At 39.3% G+C, this 25463-nt stretch carries 19 protein-coding genes; 12 read left to right on the forward strand and 7 right to left on the reverse strand.

Features of this window, described 5'->3' with window-relative positions; translation table 11 throughout:
• Positions 1–131 precede the first annotated feature (131 nt).
• The 8 genes from LOC50_RS16785 (at position 132) to LOC50_RS16820 (ending at position 12075) form a co-directional block, all read left to right on the forward strand.
• Complete coding sequence (locus tag LOC50_RS16785; RefSeq protein ID WP_036983875.1) at positions 132–1241, forward strand: arginase family protein; 1110 nt, start codon at positions 132–134, stop codon at positions 1239–1241.
• 98 nt (positions 1242–1339) lie between these two features.
• Complete coding sequence (locus LOC50_RS16790; protein WP_069438996.1) at positions 1340–2041, forward strand: substrate-binding periplasmic protein; 702 nt, start codon at positions 1340–1342, stop codon at positions 2039–2041.
• Positions 2042–2161: 120 nt separating this feature from the next.
• Positions 2162–3451: a polyamine export protein PaeA gene (gene paeA / locus LOC50_RS16795; protein ID WP_036983877.1), complete on the forward strand. Its 1290-nt coding sequence runs from the start codon at positions 2162–2164 to the stop codon at positions 3449–3451.
• A 208-nt stretch (positions 3452–3659) separates the two neighbouring features.
• Positions 3660–4829, forward strand: coding sequence for an efflux RND transporter periplasmic adaptor subunit (locus tag LOC50_RS16800; protein ID WP_069438995.1), 1170 nt, complete (start codon positions 3660–3662; stop codon positions 4827–4829).
• Positions 4830–4841: 12 nt separating this feature from the next.
• Positions 4842–7973: an efflux RND transporter permease subunit gene (locus LOC50_RS16805; RefSeq protein ID WP_138626293.1), complete on the forward strand. Its 3132-nt coding sequence runs from the start codon at positions 4842–4844 to the stop codon at positions 7971–7973.
• Positions 7973–9382 (forward strand): efflux transporter outer membrane subunit, encoded by a 1410-nt coding sequence (locus tag LOC50_RS16810; RefSeq protein ID WP_214552660.1) that lies wholly within the window; start codon positions 7973–7975, stop codon positions 9380–9382. The genes LOC50_RS16805 and LOC50_RS16810 overlap by 1 nt, the downstream gene beginning before the upstream one ends.
• A 129-nt stretch (positions 9383–9511) precedes the next feature.
• Positions 9512–10132 (forward strand): TetR/AcrR family transcriptional regulator, encoded by a 621-nt coding sequence (locus LOC50_RS16815; protein WP_193050247.1) that lies wholly within the window; start codon positions 9512–9514, stop codon positions 10130–10132.
• Positions 10133–10446: 314 nt separating this feature from the next.
• Positions 10447–12075: a diacylglycerol kinase family protein gene (locus LOC50_RS16820; protein ID WP_036983882.1), complete on the forward strand. Its 1629-nt coding sequence runs from the start codon at positions 10447–10449 to the stop codon at positions 12073–12075.
• Between the two features lie 40 nt (positions 12076–12115).
• Here the strand turns inward: LOC50_RS16820 and LOC50_RS16825 are convergent, their stop codons facing one another.
• Positions 12116–12427, reverse strand: coding sequence for a VF530 family protein (locus LOC50_RS16825; RefSeq protein ID WP_214552659.1), 312 nt, complete (start codon positions 12425–12427; stop codon positions 12116–12118).
• A gap of 97 nt (positions 12428–12524) precedes the next feature.
• The gene (locus LOC50_RS16830; protein ID WP_248474505.1) at positions 12525–12827 is read right to left on the reverse strand and encodes a DUF1496 domain-containing protein; all 303 of its coding nucleotides are present in this window, start codon (positions 12825–12827) and stop codon (positions 12525–12527) included.
• A 104-nt stretch (positions 12828–12931) separates the two neighbouring features.
• Between LOC50_RS16830 and LOC50_RS16835 the strand changes: the two genes are divergently transcribed.
• Positions 12932–13165 (forward strand): TIGR02647 family protein, encoded by a 234-nt coding sequence (locus LOC50_RS16835; protein WP_036983885.1) that lies wholly within the window; start codon positions 12932–12934, stop codon positions 13163–13165.
• A 9-nt stretch (positions 13166–13174) separates the two neighbouring features.
• Here LOC50_RS16835 and maiA read toward each other — a convergent pair whose 3' ends face one another.
• On the reverse strand, positions 13175–13804 hold the full coding sequence (maiA, locus tag LOC50_RS16840; protein ID WP_138626290.1) for a maleylacetoacetate isomerase: 630 nt from the start codon (positions 13802–13804) through the stop codon (positions 13175–13177).
• A 7-nt stretch (positions 13805–13811) separates the two neighbouring features.
• Positions 13812–15113 carry a homogentisate 1,2-dioxygenase gene (hmgA, locus tag LOC50_RS16845; RefSeq protein ID WP_214552658.1) on the reverse strand — a complete coding sequence of 434 codons (1302 nt, stop codon included), beginning with the start codon at positions 15111–15113 and terminating at the stop codon, positions 13812–13814.
• A 152-nt stretch (positions 15114–15265) separates the two neighbouring features.
• On the opposite strand from hmgA, the gene LOC50_RS16850 reads away from it, so the two are divergent.
• Positions 15266–15697, forward strand: coding sequence for a MarR family winged helix-turn-helix transcriptional regulator (locus tag LOC50_RS16850; protein WP_248474503.1), 432 nt, complete (start codon positions 15266–15268; stop codon positions 15695–15697).
• 48 nt (positions 15698–15745) lie between these two features.
• On the opposite strand, the gene LOC50_RS16855 is transcribed toward LOC50_RS16850, so the two are convergent.
• The 3 genes from LOC50_RS16855 to LOC50_RS16865 form a co-directional block, all read right to left on the reverse strand.
• Positions 15746–18934 carry a TonB-dependent receptor gene (locus tag LOC50_RS16855; RefSeq protein ID WP_250653999.1) on the reverse strand — a complete coding sequence of 1063 codons (3189 nt, stop codon included), beginning with the start codon at positions 18932–18934 and terminating at the stop codon, positions 15746–15748.
• A 327-nt stretch (positions 18935–19261) separates the two neighbouring features.
• Entirely contained in the window at positions 19262–22468 is a 3207-nt protein-coding gene (locus LOC50_RS16860) for a TonB-dependent receptor (RefSeq protein WP_250654000.1), read from the reverse strand.
• Between the two features lie 43 nt (positions 22469–22511).
• Positions 22512–23366, reverse strand: coding sequence for a S1/P1 nuclease (locus LOC50_RS16865; RefSeq protein ID WP_250654001.1), 855 nt, complete (start codon positions 23364–23366; stop codon positions 22512–22514).
• 236 nt (positions 23367–23602) lie between these two features.
• Between LOC50_RS16865 and LOC50_RS16870 the strand changes: the two genes are divergently transcribed.
• Positions 23603–24472: a type 2 periplasmic-binding domain-containing protein gene (locus tag LOC50_RS16870; RefSeq protein ID WP_214552654.1), complete on the forward strand. Its 870-nt coding sequence runs from the start codon at positions 23603–23605 to the stop codon at positions 24470–24472.
• Positions 24472–25419 (forward strand): hypothetical protein, encoded by a 948-nt coding sequence (locus tag LOC50_RS16875; RefSeq protein WP_214552653.1) that lies wholly within the window; start codon positions 24472–24474, stop codon positions 25417–25419. The genes LOC50_RS16870 and LOC50_RS16875 overlap by 1 nt, the downstream gene beginning before the upstream one ends.
• Positions 25420–25463: the final 44 nt, after the last annotated feature.

Genomic DNA, 25463 nt, shown 5'->3' on the forward strand with positions numbered 1-25463 from the left:
TAACCTCGCAGAACACAACGTTCAGTGATTTTTATAACCACATACAATTAATTTTTAATTTATTCAGCGTTCGTCGTTTTGCATAACTACTCAATAATAGACAAGATATTCAGATTGAAAAAGGGTTTACAATGAGCACACAATTTCAAGCATTTAAAAATAAAGTTGAACACTGTTTATGTGCACCTGGCGATGGTGTATTCACGGTTAATACGGCAAAAGAACGCAAAGCAGCACTCAGAAATAAATTATATGGTCAAACTGAAAATGTCGATGCTTTATGGCGTGACTCGCTAAATGAATTACCTAACTCACCCCACAAAGCGGTTATGCTGGGGATTAGCTCTGATTGTGGTGGTGGTATTTTACGCGGTGCTAACTGGGGGCCTTTATTTTTACGTTCAGCTTTAATTGACCAGCAAACACAGTGTCGTTCATTTGATTTAGGTGATGTGCGCGTAATACCGCATTTATTACACGATAAATACTTAAACGAGGCAACAATTACCAATTGCCAAAAAGCGCTTTATGGCAATGACAATAACGATCATTTCGTAAGTCCACTGTCTATTACCGAAGATGTATGTGATAGCTTTTATGCAACATTTCACGATAAAGGAATTTTTGGCATTGGTGGCGATCATTCTATTAGTTACCCGCTGACAAAAGCGTACTTAAAAGCCAAACGCGAGCAAGGTAAACGTACGGCTATTATTCATTTTGACGCCCACACCGACTTACTCGTAGAGCGTTTGGGCATCGATTTATGTTTTGGCTCTTGGTGTACCCATATTTTAGAATTTTTACCCGCGCCACATCATTTAATTCAATTTGGTATTCGCTCAAGTGGTAAGCCTAAATCACATTGGGAAAGTACCTTTGGCGTTAAACAGCACTGGGCTGCTGAAATTATTGAGCGTGGCGCAGCCGCTGTTGCTGCCGATACAATCGCGCAACTAAAGGCTGACAAGGTTGATGAAGTGTATGTAAGCTTTGATATTGACGCACTAGATGCTCAATTTGCTTCAGCAACAGGTACACCTGAAGAAAATGGGTTAACACCACAGCATGCGCTTGATATTTTGTCAGCCATTGCCGATGAGTTTCCAATAACCGGAGCAGATATGATGGAAATCGCGCCGTTTACCGACAGCTCATTAGTGGGTCAATCAAGCTCAGAGACGACGCTTAGAGAAGGCGCTAAAATTTCAGCATTCTTAATTGCAGCAATGAATCGTTAATCCCACAGGCCCAAAATTGGCTATTTGTAATTAATCCGCTATATTAAATTTGCTTTTACCAAAAAAGTAACATCTTAAATTTTATATAGTGGGTTATTGTGACTAAGTGGTATTTCGTATTATTGCTCATTGTAAGCCATCATTGTGCGGCTAAACTTACTGTTGTAACAGAGAACTTTGCGCCTGCGCAGTATCTGGACGCGAATAACAATTTAGTAGGTGATGCTGCCGATAAAGTCCGATTGGCGCTTGATAGCGCAGGCATTGATTATTCAATCTCTGTAAGCGATTGGAGTATGGCTTACAATATTGCACTGAGAGATCCCCAAACCTGTATATTTTCCATTTCTCGTTCGCCTGAACGGGAAAATAATTTTATTTGGTTTGCTAAACTCGCCCAATTTGACACTAATTTTTACTCCCTTAAAAGCAAAGGTATTTCCTTAACTAATTTAGAGCAGGCTAAGCAATACCGTATTGCGGTTTTAAAAGATAACTACAGCCATCATTATCTACTTTCAAAAGGCTTTAAAGAAAACGAAAATTTAATGCTGTTTAGTAGTTTTGATAATATTTTTAAGATAATTCAAACACGAAGTTCGAGTATTGATTTAGTGGTTATACCTGCGCAGCGAATAAACCATGAACAATCTCATTTATTAAATAAATTACAACTCGAATTACTAATGCCAATCAATGCCCATCAAGCCCCTTTATATTTTGCCTGTAATAAAAACCTCCCCGATAACGTAAAGCAACAACTTAGCGTAGCTTTTTCTTCATATGAGTCTAAACTATAAATATTAAGCTTTTGATTTTTATTAGTTATTAATATTATTTAAATATCAATTGCCCTGTCTATAAAAGCGTCTATAATCCAGCTGCTTTTGCTTGTAAAAGCGATTATTTTGGAGTTATAAATGGGTGATTTAATCGGGATTGCGTTATTAATCTTGATGAGTGCGTTATTTGCGATGTCAGAAATTTCGATTGCCGCTTCACGCAAAATTAAGTTAAGAGTAATGGCGGACGAGGGCAATGTTCACGCTTTGGCGGTTTTAAAGCTGCAAGAGCAGCCTGGGGCTTTTTTCGCCATGATCCAAATTACGCTCAATGCGATTGCGATATTAGGCGGGATTGTTGGCGAGCAAGCATTGTCTCCTTATATGCAAGAAATACTACAGCTGTTTTATCAAGGTCCATTACTTGGGCAAATTAGCTTTGTATTATCGTTTTTAATTATTACCTCGTTATTTATTTTATTTGCCGATTTACTACCAAAGCGTTTAGCGATGATTTTACCTGAGGCCGTTGCGGTGAGAGTGGTGACAATTATGCGCTGGGTTACTTTTGCGCTCACGCCACTGGTACTATTTTTTAATGGCTTAACCAATATTGTTTTACGGGTGTTTAAAGTGCCCAGTGAACGTGAAGATATTGTGACCACTGAAGATATTGTTGCGATGATGGATGCTGGTGCTGAATATGGCAGTTTACAGCAACAAGAGTATGATTTAATAGGAAATGTATTTGATTTAGAAGCGCGTTTTTTATCAAGCGTTATGTCACCGCGTGAGCAAATTGTTTATTTTGACATTGATGAATCTAGCGACGATATAGCAAATAAAATTATAGATCACCCGCACAATCACTTTTTAGTGTGCAAAGGCAATCTTGATAAGTTAATTGGCTCTGTTGAGTCTAAAGATATTTTACGCCAAGTACTCAAAGGTGAGGCGGCAAATATTAACGATGACATGCTTGATAAAGATATTTTTTTCTTGCCCGAAACATTGAGTTTATCTGAAGCGTTAAATGCGTTTAAAACCGCTGTACATCCTTTTGCGGTGGTAGTTAATGAGTATGCTTTGGTGGTTGGGATTGTTACGGTTAAAGATTTAATGAAAGGTTTTATGGGCGATTTAATTACTCATCAAAGTGAAGAGTTAATTATTGAGCGCGACGCGAGTTCTTGGTTAGTAGATGGCTTAACCCCGATTGTTGAGCTGGCGAAGGTACTTGAAATTGATGAATTTCCTGATCAAAATCATTATGAAACCGTGGCCGGATATTTAATCTATACCATGAAACATATTCCTAAACGCGCAGAGTTTGTTTTATTTGCAGGTTTTAAATTTGAAGTTGTGGACGTGGAAGGAATTCGTATTGAGCAATTACTAGTCTCTAGAGTTAATACTGACAACGAATAATGACAGCCAACATAGCTTAAGAGCAGCCAATGAAAGTTCATTGGCTGCTTTTTTATGGGTGTTGCTTAAATAACTCAGCTGTTATTTGTGTTACTTATCTATTCAATTGTAAAAATGTAAAAATGTGTAAATGTTGCTCAGTAGCTATTTTTAATTGCTTTACTTTAGTTTAGAATGATCGTTCATTCTAAACTAAAAGGTATTTTACATGCAGCGTTCCCGCATCGCTTTTTTTGTATTTTCGGCCCTCGTTGGTTCTGTTGCTTTAAGTGGTTGTGATCAGGTTGCTGAACAGCCTAAGGCTTCTGCTCCTGCAGCGACACCTGTTGGTGTGGTCACCTTAACAAGCCAAGCTATTACACTTAAAAAAGAATTACCAGGGCGTGTTAGTGCGTTTCAAATTGCTGAAATTCGTCCTCAAGTAAGTGGTATTGTTCAATCTCGCTTATTTGAAGAAGGCATACAGGTTGAGCAAGGCCAAGCGCTTTATCAAATTAATCCTGACATTTATGAAGCAGAACTCGCAGCCAGCAAAGCGGCCGTTGCGCGCGCAGAGGCTAGTATTGCAAGCAGTAAATCTAAAGCGTCGCGTTATAAAGAATTACTAGAAATTAAAGCGGTAAGCCAGCAAGACTTTGATGAAGCCGATGCAGCATACAAGCAAGCACAAGCCGAGCTATTAACAGCAAAAGCACAGCTTAAATCTGCACAAATAAACTTAGATTACAGCCATGTATCTTCTCCGATTAGTGGTCAAATTAGTAAATCGAACGTTACTGTTGGTGCGCTTGTAAGTGCTAATCAAACAACGGCACTGGCAACAGTAACCCAGCTTGACCCTATCTATGTTGACTTAACGCAATCAAGCAACGAGCTAACTCAACTTAAAAAAGCCATTTCTTCTGGTTCACTAAGTGTTGACTCAAAAGCACAAGCCGACGTTGAGCTGCAAATGGAAGATGGCTCTATTTACCCAATTAAAGGCACGTTACAATTTTCAGAAGTAACTGTAGACCCAAGCACTGGGTCGGTAACTTTACGCGCTAAATTCCCAAATCCAGATAAGTTATTACTACCGGGTATGTATGCACGTGCCTCAGTGGTTGAGGGTGTAAAACAAGACGCTATTTTAGTGCCGCAGCGTGGAGTAAGCCGAAACACCAAAGGTGAGCCAACAGCGATGGTTGTAAGTAAAGAAAACACCGTAGAAAGCCGTGTGTTAAAAGTAGATAGAACGATTGGCTCTAACTGGTTAGTTACCGCTGGATTAGCTGATGGCGATAAAGTAATTGTTGAAGGCTTACAAAAAATTCGCCCAGGTGCGCCAGTTAGCCCTTCAGAAGTTTCACCGTCTGCAACAGCCGACAAAGCGCAATAACGGAGAGTTTTAATGTCACGATTTTTTATCGACAGACCCATCTTTGCGTGGGTGCTTGCTATCGTGGTTATGCTTGCAGGTGTGTTGGCTATTCAAAGTTTACCAATAGCACAATACCCGTCAATTGCACCGCCAGCAATTAGCATTACCGCTACTTACCCAGGGGCATCAGCTCGTACCCTAGAGGATACGGTTACCCAGGTTATAGAGCAAAAAATGAAAGGACTAGATGGCTTGTTGTATATGTCATCTACGTCTGAGTCGAGTGGTTCGGCTACGCTTACGCTTTCATTTAGCGCCGATACAGACCCAGACATTGCACAGGTACAAGTGCAAAACAAGTTAGCCACAGCTACACCGCTTTTACCAGAAGAAGTGCAAAGGCAAGGTGTATCGGTGGCTAAGTCTGCACGTAACTTTTTAATGGTATTAGGTTTTGTATCAAAAGATGGCAGCATGACCAATATCGACATTGGTGATTATGTTTCATCTAATGTGCAAGATATTATCTCGCGTGTTGAAGGGGTGGGTGAAGTTCAGCTATTTGGCTCTCAATATGCTATGCGTATTTGGTTAGACCCAGCTAAGTTGCAAAACTACAAATTAACCCCTGCTGATATTAGCACCTCAATTAGTGCGCAAAATGCACAGGTATCTGCTGGTCAATTAGGGGGCATGCCAGCGGTTGAAGGCCAGCAGCTCAATGCAACGGTAACAGCACAAAGCCGTTTGCAAACCGCAGCAGAGTTTGAACAAATTATAGTAAAAGCAAACGCTGATGGCTCGTTTGTTCGCCTTAAAGATGTAGCGCGTGTGGAGCTAGGTGGCGAGAGCTACCGTGTTGTAGCTCGTTACGATGGAAAACCTGCATCAGGCCTAGGTATTAAGCTTGCCAGTGGCGCCAATGCCCTTGATACAGCTGAAGGTGTAAAAGCTGCGATTGCAGAGCTTAAAGCGTTTTTCCCTGAGGGATTAGACGTTGTTGTACCCTACGATACCACCCCTTTTGTATCACTATCGATTGAAAAAGTGGTTCATACCTTAATAGAAGCAGTGGTACTCGTTTTTGTTGTTATGTATCTGTTTTTACAAAACTTCCGCGCTACGCTTATTCCAACGATTGCTGTGCCGGTGGTGTTACTCGGTACTTTTGGTATTTTGTACACGTTTGGCTATTCAATAAATACATTAACCATGTTTGCCATGGTACTTGCCATAGGCCTACTGGTTGATGATGCCATTGTTGTAGTAGAAAACGTTGAGCGTGTAATGAGCGAAGAAAAACTCTCTGCGCTTGAGGCAACACGTAAATCAATGGATGAAATTAAAGGCGCGCTAGTGGGTATTGCTATGGTGCTGTCGGCGGTATTTATTCCGATGGCGTTCTTTAGTGGCTCTACAGGTGTTATTTATCGTCAGTTCTCTATTACGTTGGTATCAGCAATGGGACTATCGGTATTGGTGGCGCTTATTTTAACACCTGCGTTGTGTGCTACGCTTTTAAAACCAAGCCATGTTCACGATAACAGCTCGTTATTCGGTCGTTTTTTCAGTGGTTTTAACCGCGGATTTGATAAAACTAATTCAGGCGCACAAAGTCTTGTCAGTCGTATGATCCGTTTATCTAAGCGCTATCTTTTATGTTATGGCCTTATTGTAGCGGGTATGGTGTATATTTTTTCAAGCTTACCAACGGCATTTTTACCAGATGAAGACCAAGGTATTTTGTTTAATCAGGTGTCATTACCAGCAGGCTCAACGACTGAAGAAACGCTTGAAGTAGTTAAAAAAGTAGAAAAACACTTTTTGAACGATCAATCGGATGCTGTAAATGGTATTTTCACGGTGACTGGATTTAGTTTTGCAGGTTCTGGCCAAAACTCAGCAATTGCCTTTGTTAACTTTAAGCACTGGGATGAGCGTCAAGGCGAAGGTTTATCTGTGCAAGCAGTTGCAGGTAAAGCAATGGGCTATTTTTCTACCATTAAAGAAGCGTTTGTATTTGCATTTCCGCCGCCAGCGATTGTGGAACTAGGTACAGCCAATGGCTTTAATATGTTTTTACAAGACCGTGTTGGACTTGGCCACGAGGCTCTACTGGCCGCGCGTAACCAGTTATTAGGCTTAGCAAGCCAAAGCCCAATTCTCGCGGGCGTACGACCTAATGGCCAAGAAGATATGCCAGAGCTCCAGCTTGATGTAGACCTTGCAAAAGCTCAGGCACTGGGCGTTTCGCAAGCTAATATTAACAGCACGCTTGCAACAGCCTGGGGTAGTAGTTATGTAAATGACTTTATTGATCGCGGCCGTGTAAAAAAAGTATACCTACAAGGCGATGCTGAATCTCGAATGGTGCCAGAGGATTTAAACAAGTGGTATGTACGTAATGATAGCGGTGATATGGTGCCATTTTCAGCATTTGCCAGTTCGCATTGGACCTATGGTTCGCCACGTCTTGAGCGTTATAATGGTTTTTCTGCTATGGAAATTCAAGGAACAGCTGCGCCAGGTTACAGTACAGGGCAAGCAATGGATGAAATGGAACGTTTAGTCAAGCAACTACCTAACGGTATTGCCTCTGAGTGGACTGGTATTTCGTTTCAAGAGCGCTCAAGTAGCGGCCAAGCGCCATTGCTATATGGCTTATCACTGTTGTTTGTATTTTTATGTTTAGCAGCGCTTTATGAAAGTTGGTCAGTACCATTTGCAGTAATGATAATTGTGCCACTGGGTATTTTTGGTGCGATTGTAGCCGCCTTTATGGGTAACTTATCAAACGATATTTACTTACAAGTGGGTTTATTAACCACCATAGGTTTAGCCTCTAAAAATGCCATTTTAATCGTTGAGTTTGCGATTCATAAAATGGAAGAAGGCTTAAGCTTAGTTGACTCGGCGATTGCCGCTGTACGCCTTCGCTTACGTCCTATTTTAATGACCTCAATGGCCTTTGTGTGTGGTGTGCTTCCATTAGCTATTGCCTCAAGTGCTGGTTCAGGTGCACAAAATGCATTAGGAATTTCAATTATTGGTGGAACACTTGCCGCCTCGTCATTGGTTGTTATTTTTGTACCGTTGTTTTTTGTTTTAGTACGTAGACTGTTTTCAGGAAAAGCTAAAACCACCTCGCAGGAGGAAGTATAATGAGTTTAAGAGCAATCAGTTTTAGTGCTTTTACTTTAGCAATTTTATCTGGATGTCAGTTAGCTCCTCAACAAGAAGCGCTAAATTTACCTGTCCCTGATGCGTATGCATCAGAGACAGGGGATGAGCAGGTGTCCTCGTTAAAATGGCAGCAGTTTTTTAATGATGAAAAACTTAAAACACTGATATCACAAAGTCTTGAACATAATAAAGACCTACAAATAGCTGCTTTAAATGTTCAGCGCGTGCGTGGTTTGTATCAGATTGAAGATTCAGCGTTATATCCATCACTGGATTTTAATGCATCAGGAAGTCGTCAGCGTTTACCCGGCGATTTATCAGCAAGTGGTCAACCACAAATAAGTTCTCAATACAGTGCAACGGTAGGCATGACGGCTTACGAGTTAGATTTATGGGGTAAAGTACGCAATCAGTCAGAGCAAGCATTACAAACGCTTTATTCCACTCAGCTGAGCCTATACACCATGCAAGTCTCGTTAATTGCAGAGCTAGCTAATGCTTGGTTAAATTACGCGACCGATCAACAGTTGTTAGCGTTGGCACAAGAGACGTTATCATCGCAGCAAGCATCCTTATCATTAACCCAAAAAAGTGTTGATTTAGGGGCAGCTTCTAAAATTACGCTGGAACAACTTAAAAGTACGGTAGCCACAGCGAAAGCTGATATTGCTAAATACCAACGTTTAGTGAAACGCGATAAAAACGCGCTTGATTTATTAGTAGGTAAAACGGTAGGTGAGGATTTACTGCCAAGTAAGTCATTAAATTATTTATTAGACTTGCCTAGTGTGCCTGTGGGTTTACCTTCTGATTTACTAACGCAGCGACCAGATATAAAAGCAGCAGAGCATCAGCTGTTAGCCGCTAACGCTAACATTGGTATTGCCCGTGCAGCGTTTTACCCGAGCATTAGTTTAACTGCCAATGCAGGAACAGCATCACGTGATTTAAGTAATTTATTTGATGCAGGATCAGGTACGTGGAGCTTTATGCCGTCGGTAAATTTGCCTATTTTTAATATGGGACGTAACCAAGCTAATTTAGATGTCGCTAATGCAGAGCAACAAGTTGCTGTAGCAACGTATCAGCAAAAAATTCAGCAAGCGTTTCGTGAAGTTGCTGACGTGCTTGCTGATAGAGAGGGTTACAATGCCCAATTAAGCGCACTTGAACAGCTACTACAAAGCCGAAAAATAACCTATGACTTGTCACAGGCGCGATACGATAAAGGGGTCGATAGCTTTTTACAAGTGCTCGACGCTCAGCGAACTTGGTATAGCGCAAAGCAACAACTGATCACCGGTCAACAAGCTTTGCTTGCAAGTCAAATTAATTTGTACAAAGCCGTTGGTGGTGGGTGGGAAGTTACTACCGATCAAAGTAATTAGCATGCATTAAACCGGTGAGTTATGGCTGGTTTATCTGTAGTAAAGTGATACCGTTTAACGTTTACCTCTTTATTATCAAGGGTAAACGTTAGACGTTTCGAGTCTAGTGACTCGATAATGGAGTTTCGAATGAATTCTAAAAATAAAAAACACCTTGATCCGGTGCAAGCACAAGCGCGTCGTGAACAGGTATTAACAGCGGCTGCTGATTGCTTTCATCGCAAAGGTTATCATGGCGCAGGTATGGCTGAAATAGCAAGAACAGCAGGTATGAGCGCAGGCCATATTTATAACTATTTTGATAGTAAAGAAGCAATAATCGAAAGTATTATTGAAAAAGATATGGAAGAAATGTTCTCCATATTTCAAGAGTTTGAAGATCAACCTGGTGATATTTTAACTGTGTTACTTGATGGTCTACATCATGGTGTGCAGCGTCATATGGACACGGGGGCCTGCGTTATTGACCTAGATATGATGGCAGAGGCGAGTAGAAACAAAAAAGTTGCTTTACTACTACGCGAGGCTGACACGCAAGCACGTAACAGAATGCGGGATTTATTAGTGAGTGAAAGCAGTTTAATAAAATCACATTCAGAGCAAGAACTTGAAAGCCGCATTAATGTGATTTTTTCAGTGATGGCAGGATTGTTATTACGAAAAATGCTGTTTCCTGAGTTAACAGAAGAAACCGTGCTTATTGCACTGCGTCCAGCGATGAAAACATTACTTATGCCGTTTGATAATTAATACGCTAAGTTATTAAGTAACCCTGAATATTTGACCGTTACAATTGTAAAAAAGAAAGGGCTAGTCTTAGCTATAAACAGCTTTAAGGTTAATATTATAAATAAAGGCTAGCTTTGAATAGCTGAAATGGAAACCGAAAATAAAAATATAACTTAGTATTATCAATGCACTAGGTTTTTTTGGCGGTTTGTTGCAAGCTTGCGTTTTATACCTGAATACAGTAAACAAGAATAGTTGCTTTTTGGCGTATTACTTGCAGTCTTTGAGCTATATTAAAAGCGTTAATTTTGCGTTACCAACTTTAAGGAGAGCACATGTGGGCTGCAGTAAGTTATCTTGTAACAGCATTGGTATTTATAGTCTTAGGATTAACGGTTAACTCCATTTACTTTGCAGTTGCGTTTTTTTGGACCGCACTTTCACTACTATTAGTCAGCGGTGCTTATTTTTTTAATGCGGGGAAAATATTCAGAAAGCGAGAAAATGGCGTTATCCCTTTTTACATTCGCTGGGCTTTTGTACCTTTTTTATTAGGTGCACAATTTTATAATGCGTGGTCACGCAAGCGCGACAAAGTACCGCCTATTCAACAAATAAACGATAATCTATTTTTAGCATGTCGTTTGTTCCCCTCAGATATAGATACATTAAAAGAAAATGGTATTACCGCTGTTTTGGACGTTACCTGTGAATTTGATGGACTTGAGTGGACATCTACCCAAGAAAATATTGATTATTTAAATATTCCTGTTCTTGATCACAGTGTGCCTACACATTCACAGTTAAACCAAGCCATTAACTGGATCCATCACCATATAAAGAAAGACCGTCGTGTTGTGGTGCATTGTGCATTAGGTCGCGGACGTTCGGTGTTTGTTATGGCAGCGTATTTATTGAGTCAAAATAAAGATGCAGATGTACATGATATTCTGGCACAAATCAAAGAAACACGTGAAACTGCTAACCTTAATAAACGCCAATTACGCCATTTAGTTAAGCGCCACCGTAAGGGGGAGCTACTGATAAAAAATAAAGCGTACTTAATTGCTAATCCAGTTTCAGGCACTAAGTTATGGTCTGAAAAAGAGCATTTAATTGTTGCGCGTTTATCTGCGTATTACGATTTAACTATTTTAAAAACTACACCGGAACAAAATGGCATTACATTGGCTAAACAAGCTATAGAGCACGAGCCTGATATTATAATTGCCTGCGGTGGAGATGGCACAGTCACTGAGGTTGCCAGTGTGTTGGTGGGTACATCGTGTCGATTAGGAATTATACCGTTGGGGACAGCTAATGCGTTGGCCCATGTGCTGATGGGAATAAAATCTAAATTTATTCCTGTTGAGCAAGCGTGCGATTTAATAATTGATGGTCAGACAAACCTGATCGATACCGCATATTGTAATAACGATTTGATGTTATTGCTAATTGGCATTGGCTTTGAGCATGCAATGATTGAAAAAGCAGATCGAGAGTCGAAAAATAAATCTGGCCAGCTTGCTTATTTAAATGGGTTTTTACATTCCTTTGGCGAGAATAAAGCGCAAAAGCTTATGGTCAAACTCGATGATAATGAGCCTGAAGCTATTAATACAAATAGCTTTATTGTCGCTAATGCTGCCCCATTTACAACCCTTTTAGCCCAAGGAGGGGGACAACCCGACCACCGTGATGGATTATTAGACGTAAACTGGTTAACGCCAAACAAAGATAATGAAACGACGGTATTGAGTATTGCTGAGCTAATGTTTAGCAGTATTACGCAAACGCATTTTGCCATTAACTCACATTATACCAATGCAAAGCGTGTTGAGATAAGCGCAGATGAGAGACTTAATTATGTGATTGATGGCGAGGTCAAATCTGCAGATAAAGTGGTGGTGAGCATTCAGCCAGCGTCGTTAAATGTAATATGCCAAGAGCAAACAACTGATTAGAAAGGCGTATGTATTACGCCATTGCTATTTTTTGAGCCTTTTATTTTTTAATAGAAGGCCATACAAAACCTGCTGTATCAGGTTGTGGGGATTCTGACTGCTTAGTCGATTTATTTCTAGGCTTACGTAACGGCTTGTTATTAATGGTATGGATATAAAGCGCTTCTACTTTATCTCTTGCCCATGGGGTTTTACGTAAAAATTTTAAGCTTGATTTGATACTCGGAGAATCAGTAAAGCATTTTATGTTTACTTGTTCACCCATTGTTTTAAAGCCTAAACGTTGCTCTAGTTCTACAAGAATTTGCTCTAAAGTTATCCCATGTAGCGGGTTTTTTGGTTGATTATTCATAGTCACACTGCTTTTTTAAACTGCATGTATTGTAACGTATCCCGCCGCATCTTAATAGTTTGGAGATGGCTGGCAGATTCCAGATTGTTAACCTTGATTAATTTACAGTAATAGTTGCAGGTTTCTTGGGGTAAATAAGGTTACCTTGCTTATCAAGCTTTAGCCAAATCAATTGACTGTTGTTATGTTGGGGGTACTTTGCAGCACAAATAAGCGAAACTGAGTGAACCTGCAGTATAGCTCCTTCGCTGTAACGTTTATTATCATACCAGCACTGAGTGTTTGTGTTTATAAGCTGGGTAGCATCAACAACAGGAAGCGTTTTTATTGTGCTAGCGAAGCTTAAAGCTGAAAAACACAAGCATAAAACAGTAATAAACGAAGTAAAATAATAACGCATCAAAAACCTCAAGGTGTTTAAAATAACTACACTTAGCAAAAAAACATGCTAGGGTAAGTAAGACAACTTCAGTAAAACACAGAACAATAAAAAGGTGAACACATATGCTATTTAATCAAACCATGATTGACGAATTTACGCTATTAGCAAAATTTCCACGCGAGAGCAAAATGCAAGGAATTAAACTCCATTCTGATGCTGAGCCGGCTTTGTTAAGTGCCGCACAGCGTTTGTTTGATAAGGGAGTGATAGACAGCCCAGATGGTGGCTATTTAACCGAACTGGGCTTAGATTTAATTGAGCATGTAACGGTAATACACAGTGTACTAAAAAGTTAATCTACTTTATTAGTTTGCATCAGGTTGATTTTCAGGGGCTGCATCAACAAAAGCTGCCAACTCATTACAACGCTGATATATGGCTGCTATTTTAGGGTAGGCAGCCATATCTACTTTAAAACGAATGGCATTAAATACCTGCGGTACTAAACACACATCAGCTAAGCTTGGCGAGTCGCCTGCACAAAATGTGTTTTTGCTATCTAGCATGCGTTCTATTTTTTCAAAACCCACTTCAACCCAGTGGCGGTACCATTTATTTTTTGCTTCATCATCAACATTGAGCTCACTACTTAAATATTTCAGTACCCGTAAATTATCAATCGGATGGATATCACAGGCAATAGCATAACTTAAATTGCGAATGTGTGCTTTTTGCCATGCATTACCAGGCAGCAATGGTGTTTCAGGGTATTGCTCTTCAAGGTACTCTAAAATTGCTAGAGATTGACCTAATACGCCGTCTTCTGTTTCTAAAGAAGGTAAAAGTCCTTGAGGGTTTTTCTGTAAGTAATCTGTGCTTTGTTGCTCTGATTTTAGTAAGTTTACCGGCACCAACTGGTGATCAATATTTTTAAGATTTAATGCAATGCGCACACGATATGCTGCCGATGAGCGAAAATAAGTATAAAGCTTCATAATCCAATTATCCTTGATTGCCATTAAAGTGTTTTTTGATTGTGCGCCAGCAGTCAGTGTAATTAGCTTGACGCTCTTTACCTTCTAATGCGTATTTAGTCGGCGATATTACATAACGTGACTCAAACATAAACGCCAACGTATTATCGTAGCGTTGTGGTTCTAAGTCCGCATTTGACGCTTTTTCAAATACGTCTGCTTCAGGACCATGCGGCGACATACAGTTATGTAAGCTCATGCCACCTGGCACAAAGCCATGCTCTTTTGCATCATATACCCCTTCTATTAAGCCCATAAATTCACTCATAATATTACGGTGATAGTAAGGCGGGCGGAAGGTGTTTTCAGCGACCATCCAACGCGGTGGAAAAATAGCAAAATCAATATTTGCAACGCCTTCAGTGCCTGATGGCGAGGTTAGTACCGTGAAAATTGATGGATCGGGGTGATCAAAGCTAACGGTATTCATGACATTAAAGCGAGCCAAATCGTATTTGTAAGGCGCGCTGTTACCTGTCCAAGCAACAACATCAAGAGGAGAATGACCAATATCACAACGAAACATATTGCCATTAAATTTAGCAATAAGTTCAAATTCGCCTTCAATGTCTTCAAAAGCCGCTACTGGATAGTGAAAGTCACGGTCATTAGCATAACCATTTGCGCCAACAGGGCCGCGCTCAGCAAGAACATAAGCATGGCCGTAGTTTTCACAAATATACCCACGCGCTGTATCAGTTAATAGCTGCACCTGAAACTTAATGCCACGCGGAATAACCGCAATTTCACCGGCTTTAATACTTAAATGCCCGAGTTCTGTTTTAAGTAATAGCTCGCCGTGTTGTGGTACAAATAACATTTCGCCATCGGCGTTATAAAAAAAGCGCTTGTCCATTGATTTGTTGGCGACATAAACATGAATGCCAATACCGGCTTGCCCATTGGCGCTGCCATTTGCAGCCATAGTGATCAGCCCATCAATAAAATCAGTAGGTGCTGCTGGTATATCAATGGGATCCCATCGCAGCATGGTAGGCGGCGTTGGCACTTCAGTAATAGGCGCTGTTCTAATTAAGCCATTGTCTATGGCTGTGTAATCACCTTGCACAACAGATGGACGAATACGGTACATCCACGTGCGGCGATTATCGGCGCGCGGAGCGGTAAATGCAGTGGTACTAAATTGCTCTGCATATAAATCATATTTTACTTTTTGCGGGCTAAATTGCCCAATCGGTAATGCACCAGGCAGCGCTTCGGTTTCAAATTCATTGCCAAAGCCGGTCATATAGTTTAATTGTGTCGCCATTACTGACTCCTGTGAAAGTGGGGGAGTGTTATATTTTTGTTATTTACGCTAAGATACTCTCAAGTGAGACTAATATCAAACACACTGATTATGACCCTTGTAAATAAAAGTGAACAAATAAAAGTCGTATGTAAATAAATAAGTGATTCAATATGAAAATAGATTTAACGACATTTTTACCTTATCAATTAACACACTTAGCAACACAGGTAAGTAATGATTTTTCGAGTATTTATAAAAAAGAGTTTGATTTAACTATTCCTCAGTGGCGAATAATGGCTAATTTAGCGCAATCAGGCCAAAGCACAGCTAAGCAGTTATGTACTCAAGCGGATATGGATAAGTCGACAGTATCAAGGGCAGTAAAAACGCTAATAGATAAAGGGCTTATTTATAGCGAGTTAAATAAGCATGATAAGCGCGCTGCATTTTTGATGCTAAGTGATAAGGGCATGGCTTTATATGAAAAAATAACCCCACAAGCATTGCAGTGGGAGCGTGCATTATTAAGCTGCCTGTCGGATGCTGAACAGCATCAGCTAATCGCAATTTTTGATAAATTAAAAAATAAATTACAGGCATAAAAAAGCCCACAAAGTGGGCTTTTAAATACACTAATTTAATCAATCAAATTAGAACGTGTAACGAACACCTACACGCATTTCCCATAAAGAGGCATCGCGTTGTACAGACTGTTCAGCACTACGTGCACTGAAGTTTGAGTAAACGTATTGACCTTGGTCATTAATATTTACTTCAACCATCTTATTACCCACGAAAGAGCCTTTTCTTAATACACCCCAATCATCGTTTAACATATTCGTTAAGTTATCGATTACGAAGAATGCTTCACCTTTATGGCCATCCATAAAGCCAGGTACTTCTTGAGTGATTTTAAAGTTAAATTTCACGAACCAATCAGAGTTCTGTTGGTTACGACCAGTGATTTCACCACGTTTAAGACCTTCAGATGCGATAAAGTCATTAAACTCATTGATTTCATCAGCACTCATGTCGTAGACAACGTTTGGATCATTTTCAAGTGGTACATACAATAATTGACGCGCGCCATTAGAGTTTCTATCGCCAAATTGAATATCGCCCGCACCCGTGTCGCGATTACTCTTGTAGGTAAAGCTATATGGTAAACCTTTATATGCTTCACCAAATAAGTTGAAGCGCGTGTTATAACCATCAAAGAACTCGTGCTTATAACCTAGGTTTAATGTAAAGCGATGTGGGATTTCGTAATCAGATGATGCCACGCCAGGGTTACCTGGATTTGATGTTGCTAGGTTACCGTAGTTTGAGCTGGCCACAGAGCTAGTCATTGGGTTTACATCATCTGCATCAGTGTAAGCGTATGAGAACTGAACACTTACGCCATTATCAAACGCTTTACTTACTGCAGCAGATATAATTGAAGACTCACCACTATCACCATTCACATTCGTTAGTAATAGTTCACCACTACGGTATTTACCTGGATTTAATGGATCTTCTTTTCTTTCATAGATAGGACGACCATCAAAAGTAGTTTTACCAGAATCTTGTAAAGCAATATCTACAAGAGTCGCTGCATCTCGTTTCTTAGTGTAAAGGTAATCCAAAGCAATAACATAGTCGTTTTCTGTAGTATATGTAGCACCTAAAGAGTACTTCCACTCTGATGGGATTTCAAAGTTAGGATCTACCGCGTTCGTTGTAGCATCACCCGAACCAATTTCAGTATTTGCTACTTTGTCAAACATATCTTGTGGAACGTCGTAACCTGGAGTACCACCATTTACATTTGGCGTATCAAATAGGTCAACTAGAGTGACTTCATCATCACCAGAACCAACTTTATAAGAATTACTGATATCGCTGATATAAGCACCAATATTGGTGATACCATCATTTGAATATGAGTTAGACAACCATACATTAGGGTTACCGCCTGAGAACAAGCCAACACCCGCACGTACTTCTAGTGCATCGGTTGCATACCACTCAAAACCTACGCGTGGTTGAATTAAATCAATACCGTCAAAAGTAGACTGATTGCTAAAACCGTAACGATTAGTGAAATTCTGATTTAATGTTGGTTTGTCATCGCTTGAATAGCTGTCGTAACGAAGACCAAATGTTAATGATGCATCGATATCTGAAAAGCTGTATTCATCTTGTACATAAAATGTATTTTGTGAATAAGCAAAGTTAGCAGCTGCATCATTTGGGTTATTCGTACTTGCAGAGTTATTATAATAAACTGCATTAGCAATCCCATTTCTGTATGCGTCAATCGAAGCAAAACGCCATTCACCTTCAGTATGTTGTACGAATTGGTTAAATACTTCTAACTTTTCATACTCAAAACCAGCGGTAATCGTGTGCTGATCAAGGTAGTAGGTACCTGAGAATTTAGCTGTTGTGGTATCGTAGTTTAAATCATTTGATTGACGAGAGTCATCAGGACCAACGTACACCGTGGCATTATCTGTGCTGATTTGGAACTCACCAAAACCGCTTGCTGCGTCTAAAGATTGAACGCGAGCGTCAAGCTCTGATTTACCTAAACGAACTTCAGTTGAAAAGTTGTCATTCCAATCAGAGTAAAGTGATGCAACGATTGAGGTAAACTCAGCACCTTGCTCATAAAAGTGGCTGTCAAATGCGAGCTCATCACCATCTGCATCTGATTGAGATAGGGTAAAGCCATCATTGTAGTTATAAATTAGGTTAGCACGGTGATCATCGTTGATGTTCCAATCTAGCTTCACTAAGATTTTTTCATCTTCTACTGGTGAGCTTGCTGGTGTAGCACCGGCTTCGTAACCATAAACATCACGTGTAATTTGTTTAATTTCATCAATTTCTGCAGAAGACACTAAAGATGAATAGTTAAACTGTTTAACACCTTCAAGTTTCTCGTAAGAGGTAAACAAGAAAAGCGTATCATTGATTAGTGGTAAGCCAACGTTGAAACCATAACGTTTTTCACTGTAATCGCCGTTGTCAACGTCATTACCTTCAATCTTATCACCTTTCATCGAATCGTTAGTGTAATCGTAGAATACACCACCGTGAATGTCGTTGCCGCCAGATTTGGTAACTGCATTAATGTTACATGATGTGAAACCACCATATTGAACATCAAAAGGGGCTAATTCTACCGCTACTTGCTCGATTGAATCAAAAGAGAACGGAGCGCGAATAGTAGGGTAACCGTTTGAGCTTAAGCCAAAGTTATCGTTCATGCGAACGCCATCAAGGGTTAAGCTATTAAATTTTGGATTACCACCACCACAATTGATTGTACCGCGGCTATCATCAATTGCCACACGAGGGTCAATACGAATAATATCTTTTAAATCACGGTTAATAGCTGGTTGATTTTCAAGATCGCTTAGTGTGAAAGTTGAGGCTGGGCCCGTACCACCAGACATAGTGCTGATAGGGCGACCTGTAACAACAATTTGCTCAATATCTGAGATGTTTTCAAGTGAAGTATTAACAGGGTAGTCGCTACCAATGTTCAAAATAATATTATTGAACTCTTGGTCAGCGTAGATGTCTGAGTCTACGATTACTTTGTAAGGGCCGCCAACACGAAGTCCTTTAGCAGTAAAGTAACCAGCGTCATTTACTTCAGTTGTTTTAACAGAGCCTGAAGGAACGTGTAAAATAGTAATTTTAGTTCCTGCAGCAGGGTTACCGTTAGGTCCAGTTATTTGACCTTTAATTGCTGAGGTTGTTTCGTTTGCAATTGCAGCACCACTCACACCAACACATGCTGCTATAGCAAGTGATAGAGCTGTTTTGCGAAGTTGAATTTTCATTTTATTTTCCCGTGTAGTTAAATAAACTTTTAATAGCTTTTTTATTTTAATTTTGGATTAAGCGACCGCAAAATACACTTAACCCAAAATACTTACATAGTGTACCTCATTTGTTTGTTACAAATAAAATACAACTGTAATTTTTTTATTATAAAACACTTTATTTATGAAATTTAGCATTTTATCTATGTTTCAATATTTTACCGTGCAAATAGTAAGTAGTTTTTATGACAAACAGATGAAAAGTGATTTTTTCCATAAAAAAAGCCATTACATGCATGTAATGGCTTTTTTAATTTTACGAGTTTTTGATGTACAGGCTATCTATTAAAACTTATAGCTAACACCAATTTTAGCTTGCCAAGCAGACGAGCTAGTTTGATATTGGCTATAGTTACGAACATCAGCGCCATTAAATCTGCTATCAATTATATAACGACCTTGATCGTCTAAGCCGCCAAAGTCGTAAACTGCTTGGTCAGAGAAACCTAAGCGCTTTTCTACGCCCCAATCACTGTTTAATAAGTTAGCAAAGTTATCAATCATAAAGTAAACCTCACCGCTATGACCTTTTGCAAAACCAGGGATCTCTTGTTTAACGCTAATATCCATAGTGGTAACCCATGGTTGCGTGCCTGAGTTACGATCTAAGATTTGACCTCGCTCAGAAATACCCGCTCTATTAAGTAGTGTTTCAAGTTCACTCCATGATAGCCCTGATTCATCCCAATTTACATTGGTATCATCTGCACCAGTTGGAATATACGCTAAATAAGCTGAGCTTGAATAAAAGTCACGCGTATCACCTAAGTCACGATCTTCATACATACCCATAGTATAGCTAAATGGACGACCAGAGCGACGTTCGAAATACACATTAAATCTTGTGGCATAACCACTGAAGAACTCAGTGTTATACGCTAAATTAACTTTAAAGCTATGCTCTACTTCATACGCACCACGGGCAGCAAAGTCTTCATTTCGGCTCTTAGTGATATTGTACTGATAGTTGCTTTGTGCACGTGAAGAAGAACCTGAAGACGCTTCTGTTACATCTTGATGCGCATAGCTTGCTGAAATATAAAGGCCATTTTCCCACTCTTTAGCTAGTGCTGTTGTAATAATAACAGAACGACCATCATCAGTTGAGTTAGTCATTGCTATATCAAAGTTATCAGCTAAATCACCGCTGTAAATACTTTCATAGATGATACGCTCGCCGTCGGCCGCTACACCTCCAGGTTTAATGGCGGTGTTATGCCACACAGCTTCGTTTTCTTTTTTGTGATAAGCAATTTCTGCTTGCCATTTAAAGCCTTCACCTAGTAATTCAGAATCAAAGTCGTACTCAAATCCAAGTTGTGCACGAATACTTGACGGTAGTTCAAAATTTGGGTCAACATAGTTTGTACTACCCGCACCTTGTACTAGTGACCCTTTTATAGCGTCTGGTACTTGAGTGATATCAGCTTGATTATTAGCATAGTATTCGTCAATAACGCTTTGTGGTGCATCTACAAAAGTAATGCCATCGTTTTGGAATGAGTTATTGTACCAAACGTTAGGAATACCGCCTTGGAAACGACCTACACCACCGTTAACTGTTAACGCTTCAGTTGCGTAATACTTAAAGCCAATACGCGGTAGAATAATATCTAACCCATCGAGGTTTTCTTGATTGCTAAAGCCATAGGTGTTTAAAAAGTTTTCGTTGAGTGTTGGTTTATCATCAGAAGATAAACGCTCATAACGAACACCTGCCGTTACTTCTAAATCATCACCAACATAAAAAGTATCTTCAATGTAAAGCGCTAATTGATTACGGGTTGCGTCGTAAGCAGTGTCATTAGGGTTATTTGTAAAGGCATTGCTGTAGCTAAAATCGTATTCTCCTTTGTAGTTACCTACTTCACGATTTTCGAAACCATTAAAGTTATCAAATTCCCATGAACCGAGAGAGTTAGCTGCAAAAAGGTTGTATAAGTTTAACGACTCATATTGCATACCAAAGTTAATTTCATGCTCGTCCATTAAATAAGTGGCATCAAGAGAAAGTGTTAAATTTTCTGTTGCTGAGCTATTTGCATGGCGAAACTCATCGGTACCAAAGTTATAAGAAGGCCCGCGGAAGTATTCTTCAACTTTAACGCTACCAATATCAGAATTTGTTAAACTTCTCGATGATACATCTTTGTATGCAATACCGATTTCAGTTGAAAAGTCTTCATTCCAATCTGAATATAATTTGGTAGCAAAGTTATTAAACTTGGTTGCGTAGGTATAACGACTTGATGCAAACTGAACTGATGTGCCACCAGTACCAAAGTTTGTTTCATCTTTGTCATCTTGCCACTGATAGGTAAAATCTAAGCGATGATCATCAGCAATGTTCCAGCTTAATTTTACAAGTAATGTTTCGTTGGTGTCTTTAGGATCGCCTCCAAGAGAGTCTGTTAAGCCGTATTCGTTATTTAGAATATTAAGAAAGCGGTTATAGCTTTCTTCACTCACATCGTATTCGTTGGTTGCGCCTGAACCTTCAAAACCATAGTCTAAATCTAGTTCGCTCGACCATTTATTGTAGTTAACAAAGTAAAATAAGGTATCGTCTATAAGTGGGCCGCCAACATTAAAACCGTAGCGTTTTTCAGTTTGATTTGGCTCTACTTGTTCGACAATATATGTACGGTGGCCATCGTCATCTAAAACAGGACGGTTATCAGCAAACACTTGAGATATGCTGTCTACATCGCCTGCAATATCAGGTGTTGATGTTTCGTAAAAACCAGAAAACTTAAATTCGTTAGTACCTGACTTAGTTACCGCGTTAATAGTACCACCACCAAAGTTACCTTTAGAAGCAGAGAATGGAGAAACATCAACAGATATTTGCTCAATTGCATCAAGGGCTACCGGAGGCTGTGAAGTCGGGTAGCCGCCGTAACTTAAACCAAAGTCATCATTTTGGCCAATACCATCTACGGTTAAACCATTCGTACGTGGGTTGCTGCCAGCAAAAGTTAGCTCACCATTACCATTAATACTCGCAAGCGGATTTAAACGTGCGATATCTTTAATGTCGCGGTTAAAGCTAGGCATATTATTGATAGTATCTTCGCCAAACGTACTACTAGAGCCACCTGACTGTTGTACAATTTTATAACCAGAGACTTCAATCTTTTCAATGTTTAGCGGCGCTAATTGCGATGTTAATCTGTAAGTTTCGCCAAGGTTTAAAAAGATGTTTTCAACGGTGGTATCGTTAAACGTATCAGAGTCGATGATCACAGTGTAAGGTCCACCAACACGTAAACCATTCGCAATGAAAGTACCACTTTCATTGGTCGTTAGTTCACTAATTGTGCCGGTAGGTTGATGAACGACCTTAATTTTAACGTTTGCAGCGCTCGCACCTGAAGGTGTGGTTATTTTACCACGCATTGCAGATGAAGTGTCAGCAGCCATAGCGCTTGTTGAAACTCCTAGAGCTAGAATTACAGCCCCAGTTAATTTCGAAAGGCGAAGCTTAGTCATAATGTTGATTTCCCATGTAGATGATTTAAGTTAGAAACTAAATTTAATTTTGTGTTTGCTGTGTTAAGGCCATTTTTGATTGCGTGTTAGCAGGATCAAATAATGTATTTAACAATCCAGCCAAGCGAATTCCCGCTTGTTGCAAGCGTGTTTTCACAATAGGGGTGTTGTTGTAGATATAGTCGTAACTAATTTGTTCTTCTGTTGATTCATATATTTTTAGGGCTAAGTTGTGCGACTCTTCAAGCCAGCTTGTTGGTGTACTTTGTAAATATTCACTAATTAGCTCGCTGTTGTTGGTATTTATAAACTGAGCGTACTCAGTAAAAGATAAGTTTTCGTTTTCAACTAGTTTGGTGTCCCATAAGCTATGCAGGTTGGTCTGTTGATTAAATAAAGAAACCTTAACGCGATTGCCGCCTCTATCTTCTGCTCTTCCTGCATGAAATGGTTGATGGCTGTCACCCACTAAATGCACCAAAAAACGCAAGCTAAACTGTTTGGCCGCGAGGCTTGATTTATCATCTTTCAACACGCGGATAGAGTAGTGAATGCCTTCTAATATGTTTGTTACTGATTCTTTGTGTTTAGTGTGGTCGTGGTCAAAACTAAAGGTCGCGTTGTCATCAGCATTAATGTAATGCCAACGAGATGATTTTTTTTGCCAAAAGTCACCTGGTGCAGATCGCATTTCGTCAGGCCATGTTGAAATCTGAGCTAAAGATTCGCCATTGAGATAGGGGATAAGTGCAGTCTTAGTAGTTTCGCTTATGTGCGACTCTGCAATTTTACCCACTACACGATGCCCGTTTTGGCCCCAAGCATTACAATCTGTGCTTGCAAATATTGCACTAATTAAAAGTGTTAAAGAAAGCGAATATTTTACATTTTTGTACATTGAAGCATCCTAGTTAGTGTGACATTTATTTGGTAAACGGTGATAAGGTCAATTGTCCTCATTTTTTTAGTTGATAGAAAGGACTCAATAAAATTCATACTTTCTTATTTAAAATTATTTATATTCAATGGGTTGTGTTTAATGAGTAAAATTACCTGTTGTAATAAGTAATTAAAATTGTTCAAATGAGCTATTACTCTAATTTAAACGGGTGTTTTTTGAATATTAAGAAGTTAATGTTGCATAAAACAGCGATTGTTACATTTATGTTTCTGGGCGTGTTGCTAAGTTGGTTTTCAGGTCAAGTTATTGTGGGCGAGGAAGATATAACGTTTCCAGTAATAATTGAGACATCAACGACATGTCAAACAACGGCAACAGCTAATAAGAGTCAACTTATAGTATTTACCCCCTCAAAATACGTTGCTCAATTACTTACTCAAAATCTCTGTGGTGACAAAGTAGTGGCAAAACAGTATGGCTCTGTCATTGGCTATTGGGGGTATAGAACCGTTGATAGCTTAGAGTTTGTAGGTAAAGGTATTGCAGATTTAATTTTAGCGAAAAATAATATTATGGATGCGTTTAAGGCTGAATCTACTTACAACTATCAGCCTGTGGTTGGCTTTTCTGATTACACTGCGTTTTTTATCTCTTCAAAAGAAAAACCAAAGATCAGCAAACAATATTTTTTAGATAAAAAAATCGGTCTGTTAGATTATCCAACGAGTCGCTCAGGGCACATTTTACCCAAACAAGCCTTTAAAGAGCTAGGCCTAAACATTGCTCATCTAAAAATAACCTATGCGAGTTCACATAATGAATTGAGAGAATTATTGGCGAACGGGGAAGTAGACCTTATTGCCTCTTTTTGGAGAGAAAGTGACAGTCAGCGTTTTTCAAAAAATTATATTACGCCTATTAGTAGTAATGTGGCAGGCACCCGTTGGTACTTAAAAATGCAGCATAACAATACTGATTTACTCTGTGCTGTACAGTCTCACTTATTGAGTATGTCTAAAGAACAATCGTTTCAATATTATCAAGATGTTGAGCCATATTGGCAGTGCAATAGTTACCCTGTTACCTTTATAGGGGAGTCGTAATGAATAGGTTAATATGGATAATATGCACAATTTTTTTATTCTTGGTTTTCTCGTCTGTTTTTTATGTTTCGACAATGCAAAAACAACAGCAAGTAAATAAATTACAAATAATACAAATAGAAAAACGAATCGCTTTAGACTTACCTTTGTTAGATTTATCAAATGAGCTGCTTAAACACTCAGGTAATAAAGCAGCTTTACTTAATTATATTCAAATCTTAAACACCTTTATTGATAGAACCGGTATTGAGGTTGTAGCTATAACGCCACAACATGAATTTGATGCTTCTTTAAAAACTTCCACAGAGTTTATTCGAGAGTTAAATAGTAATAATGGTGTGGTGTTTATTGTTTTGTCTTTGAGGCAGCCGTATTTTAAGCATGATGTGGTGGCTATTTATGGGATGCTTTTTATTCTTAGCGTATTACTAACATACCTAATAAAATTAGCCTATATCAACAAAAATGATGATAAGCAGGTTATTCACGCAGAATCAAATACTACAGAGTCAAAACCATTAACCCTGATCATTGATTTAAAAAGTAAAACATTATCGAGTAGCGCTTCTTTGGAGCACCAAGTGGCTTTGGCAAACAAACCTCTATGTTTTTATTTAGCGCTTGTTGAATATTGCACTAACAATTCAGAGATCAAGCTTAATCATAACAAGAATGTACCCGAGGAATTGATAGAGCTTGCCAATAAGTATTTCTATCGTTTAGTTGAGCTTGGTCATACAGTAAGAAAGCGTCCAAACTTTAATAACAGTCTAGAGAAAACATTAAGTGAAATTCGTGCCGCACTGGATGACGTGTTAAATGATTGCCCTGAACAAAAGGGATTATACTACCCACCGAAAGCATTTGGAGAGGGCTCACGCTCACGAATGCACAGTTATGGGTTAGCAAATGTGGGTCAAGGAAATATAGAAATAATAGGAAAGTAATTTAGTTTTATCGTTTAGGGTGAGTGATTTGTGGGCTGAAATGT

The sequence above is a fragment of the Pseudoalteromonas sp. SCSIO 43095 genome, assembly GCF_023650455.1.
GTDB lineage: Bacteria > Pseudomonadota > Gammaproteobacteria > Enterobacterales > Alteromonadaceae > Pseudoalteromonas > Pseudoalteromonas tetraodonis.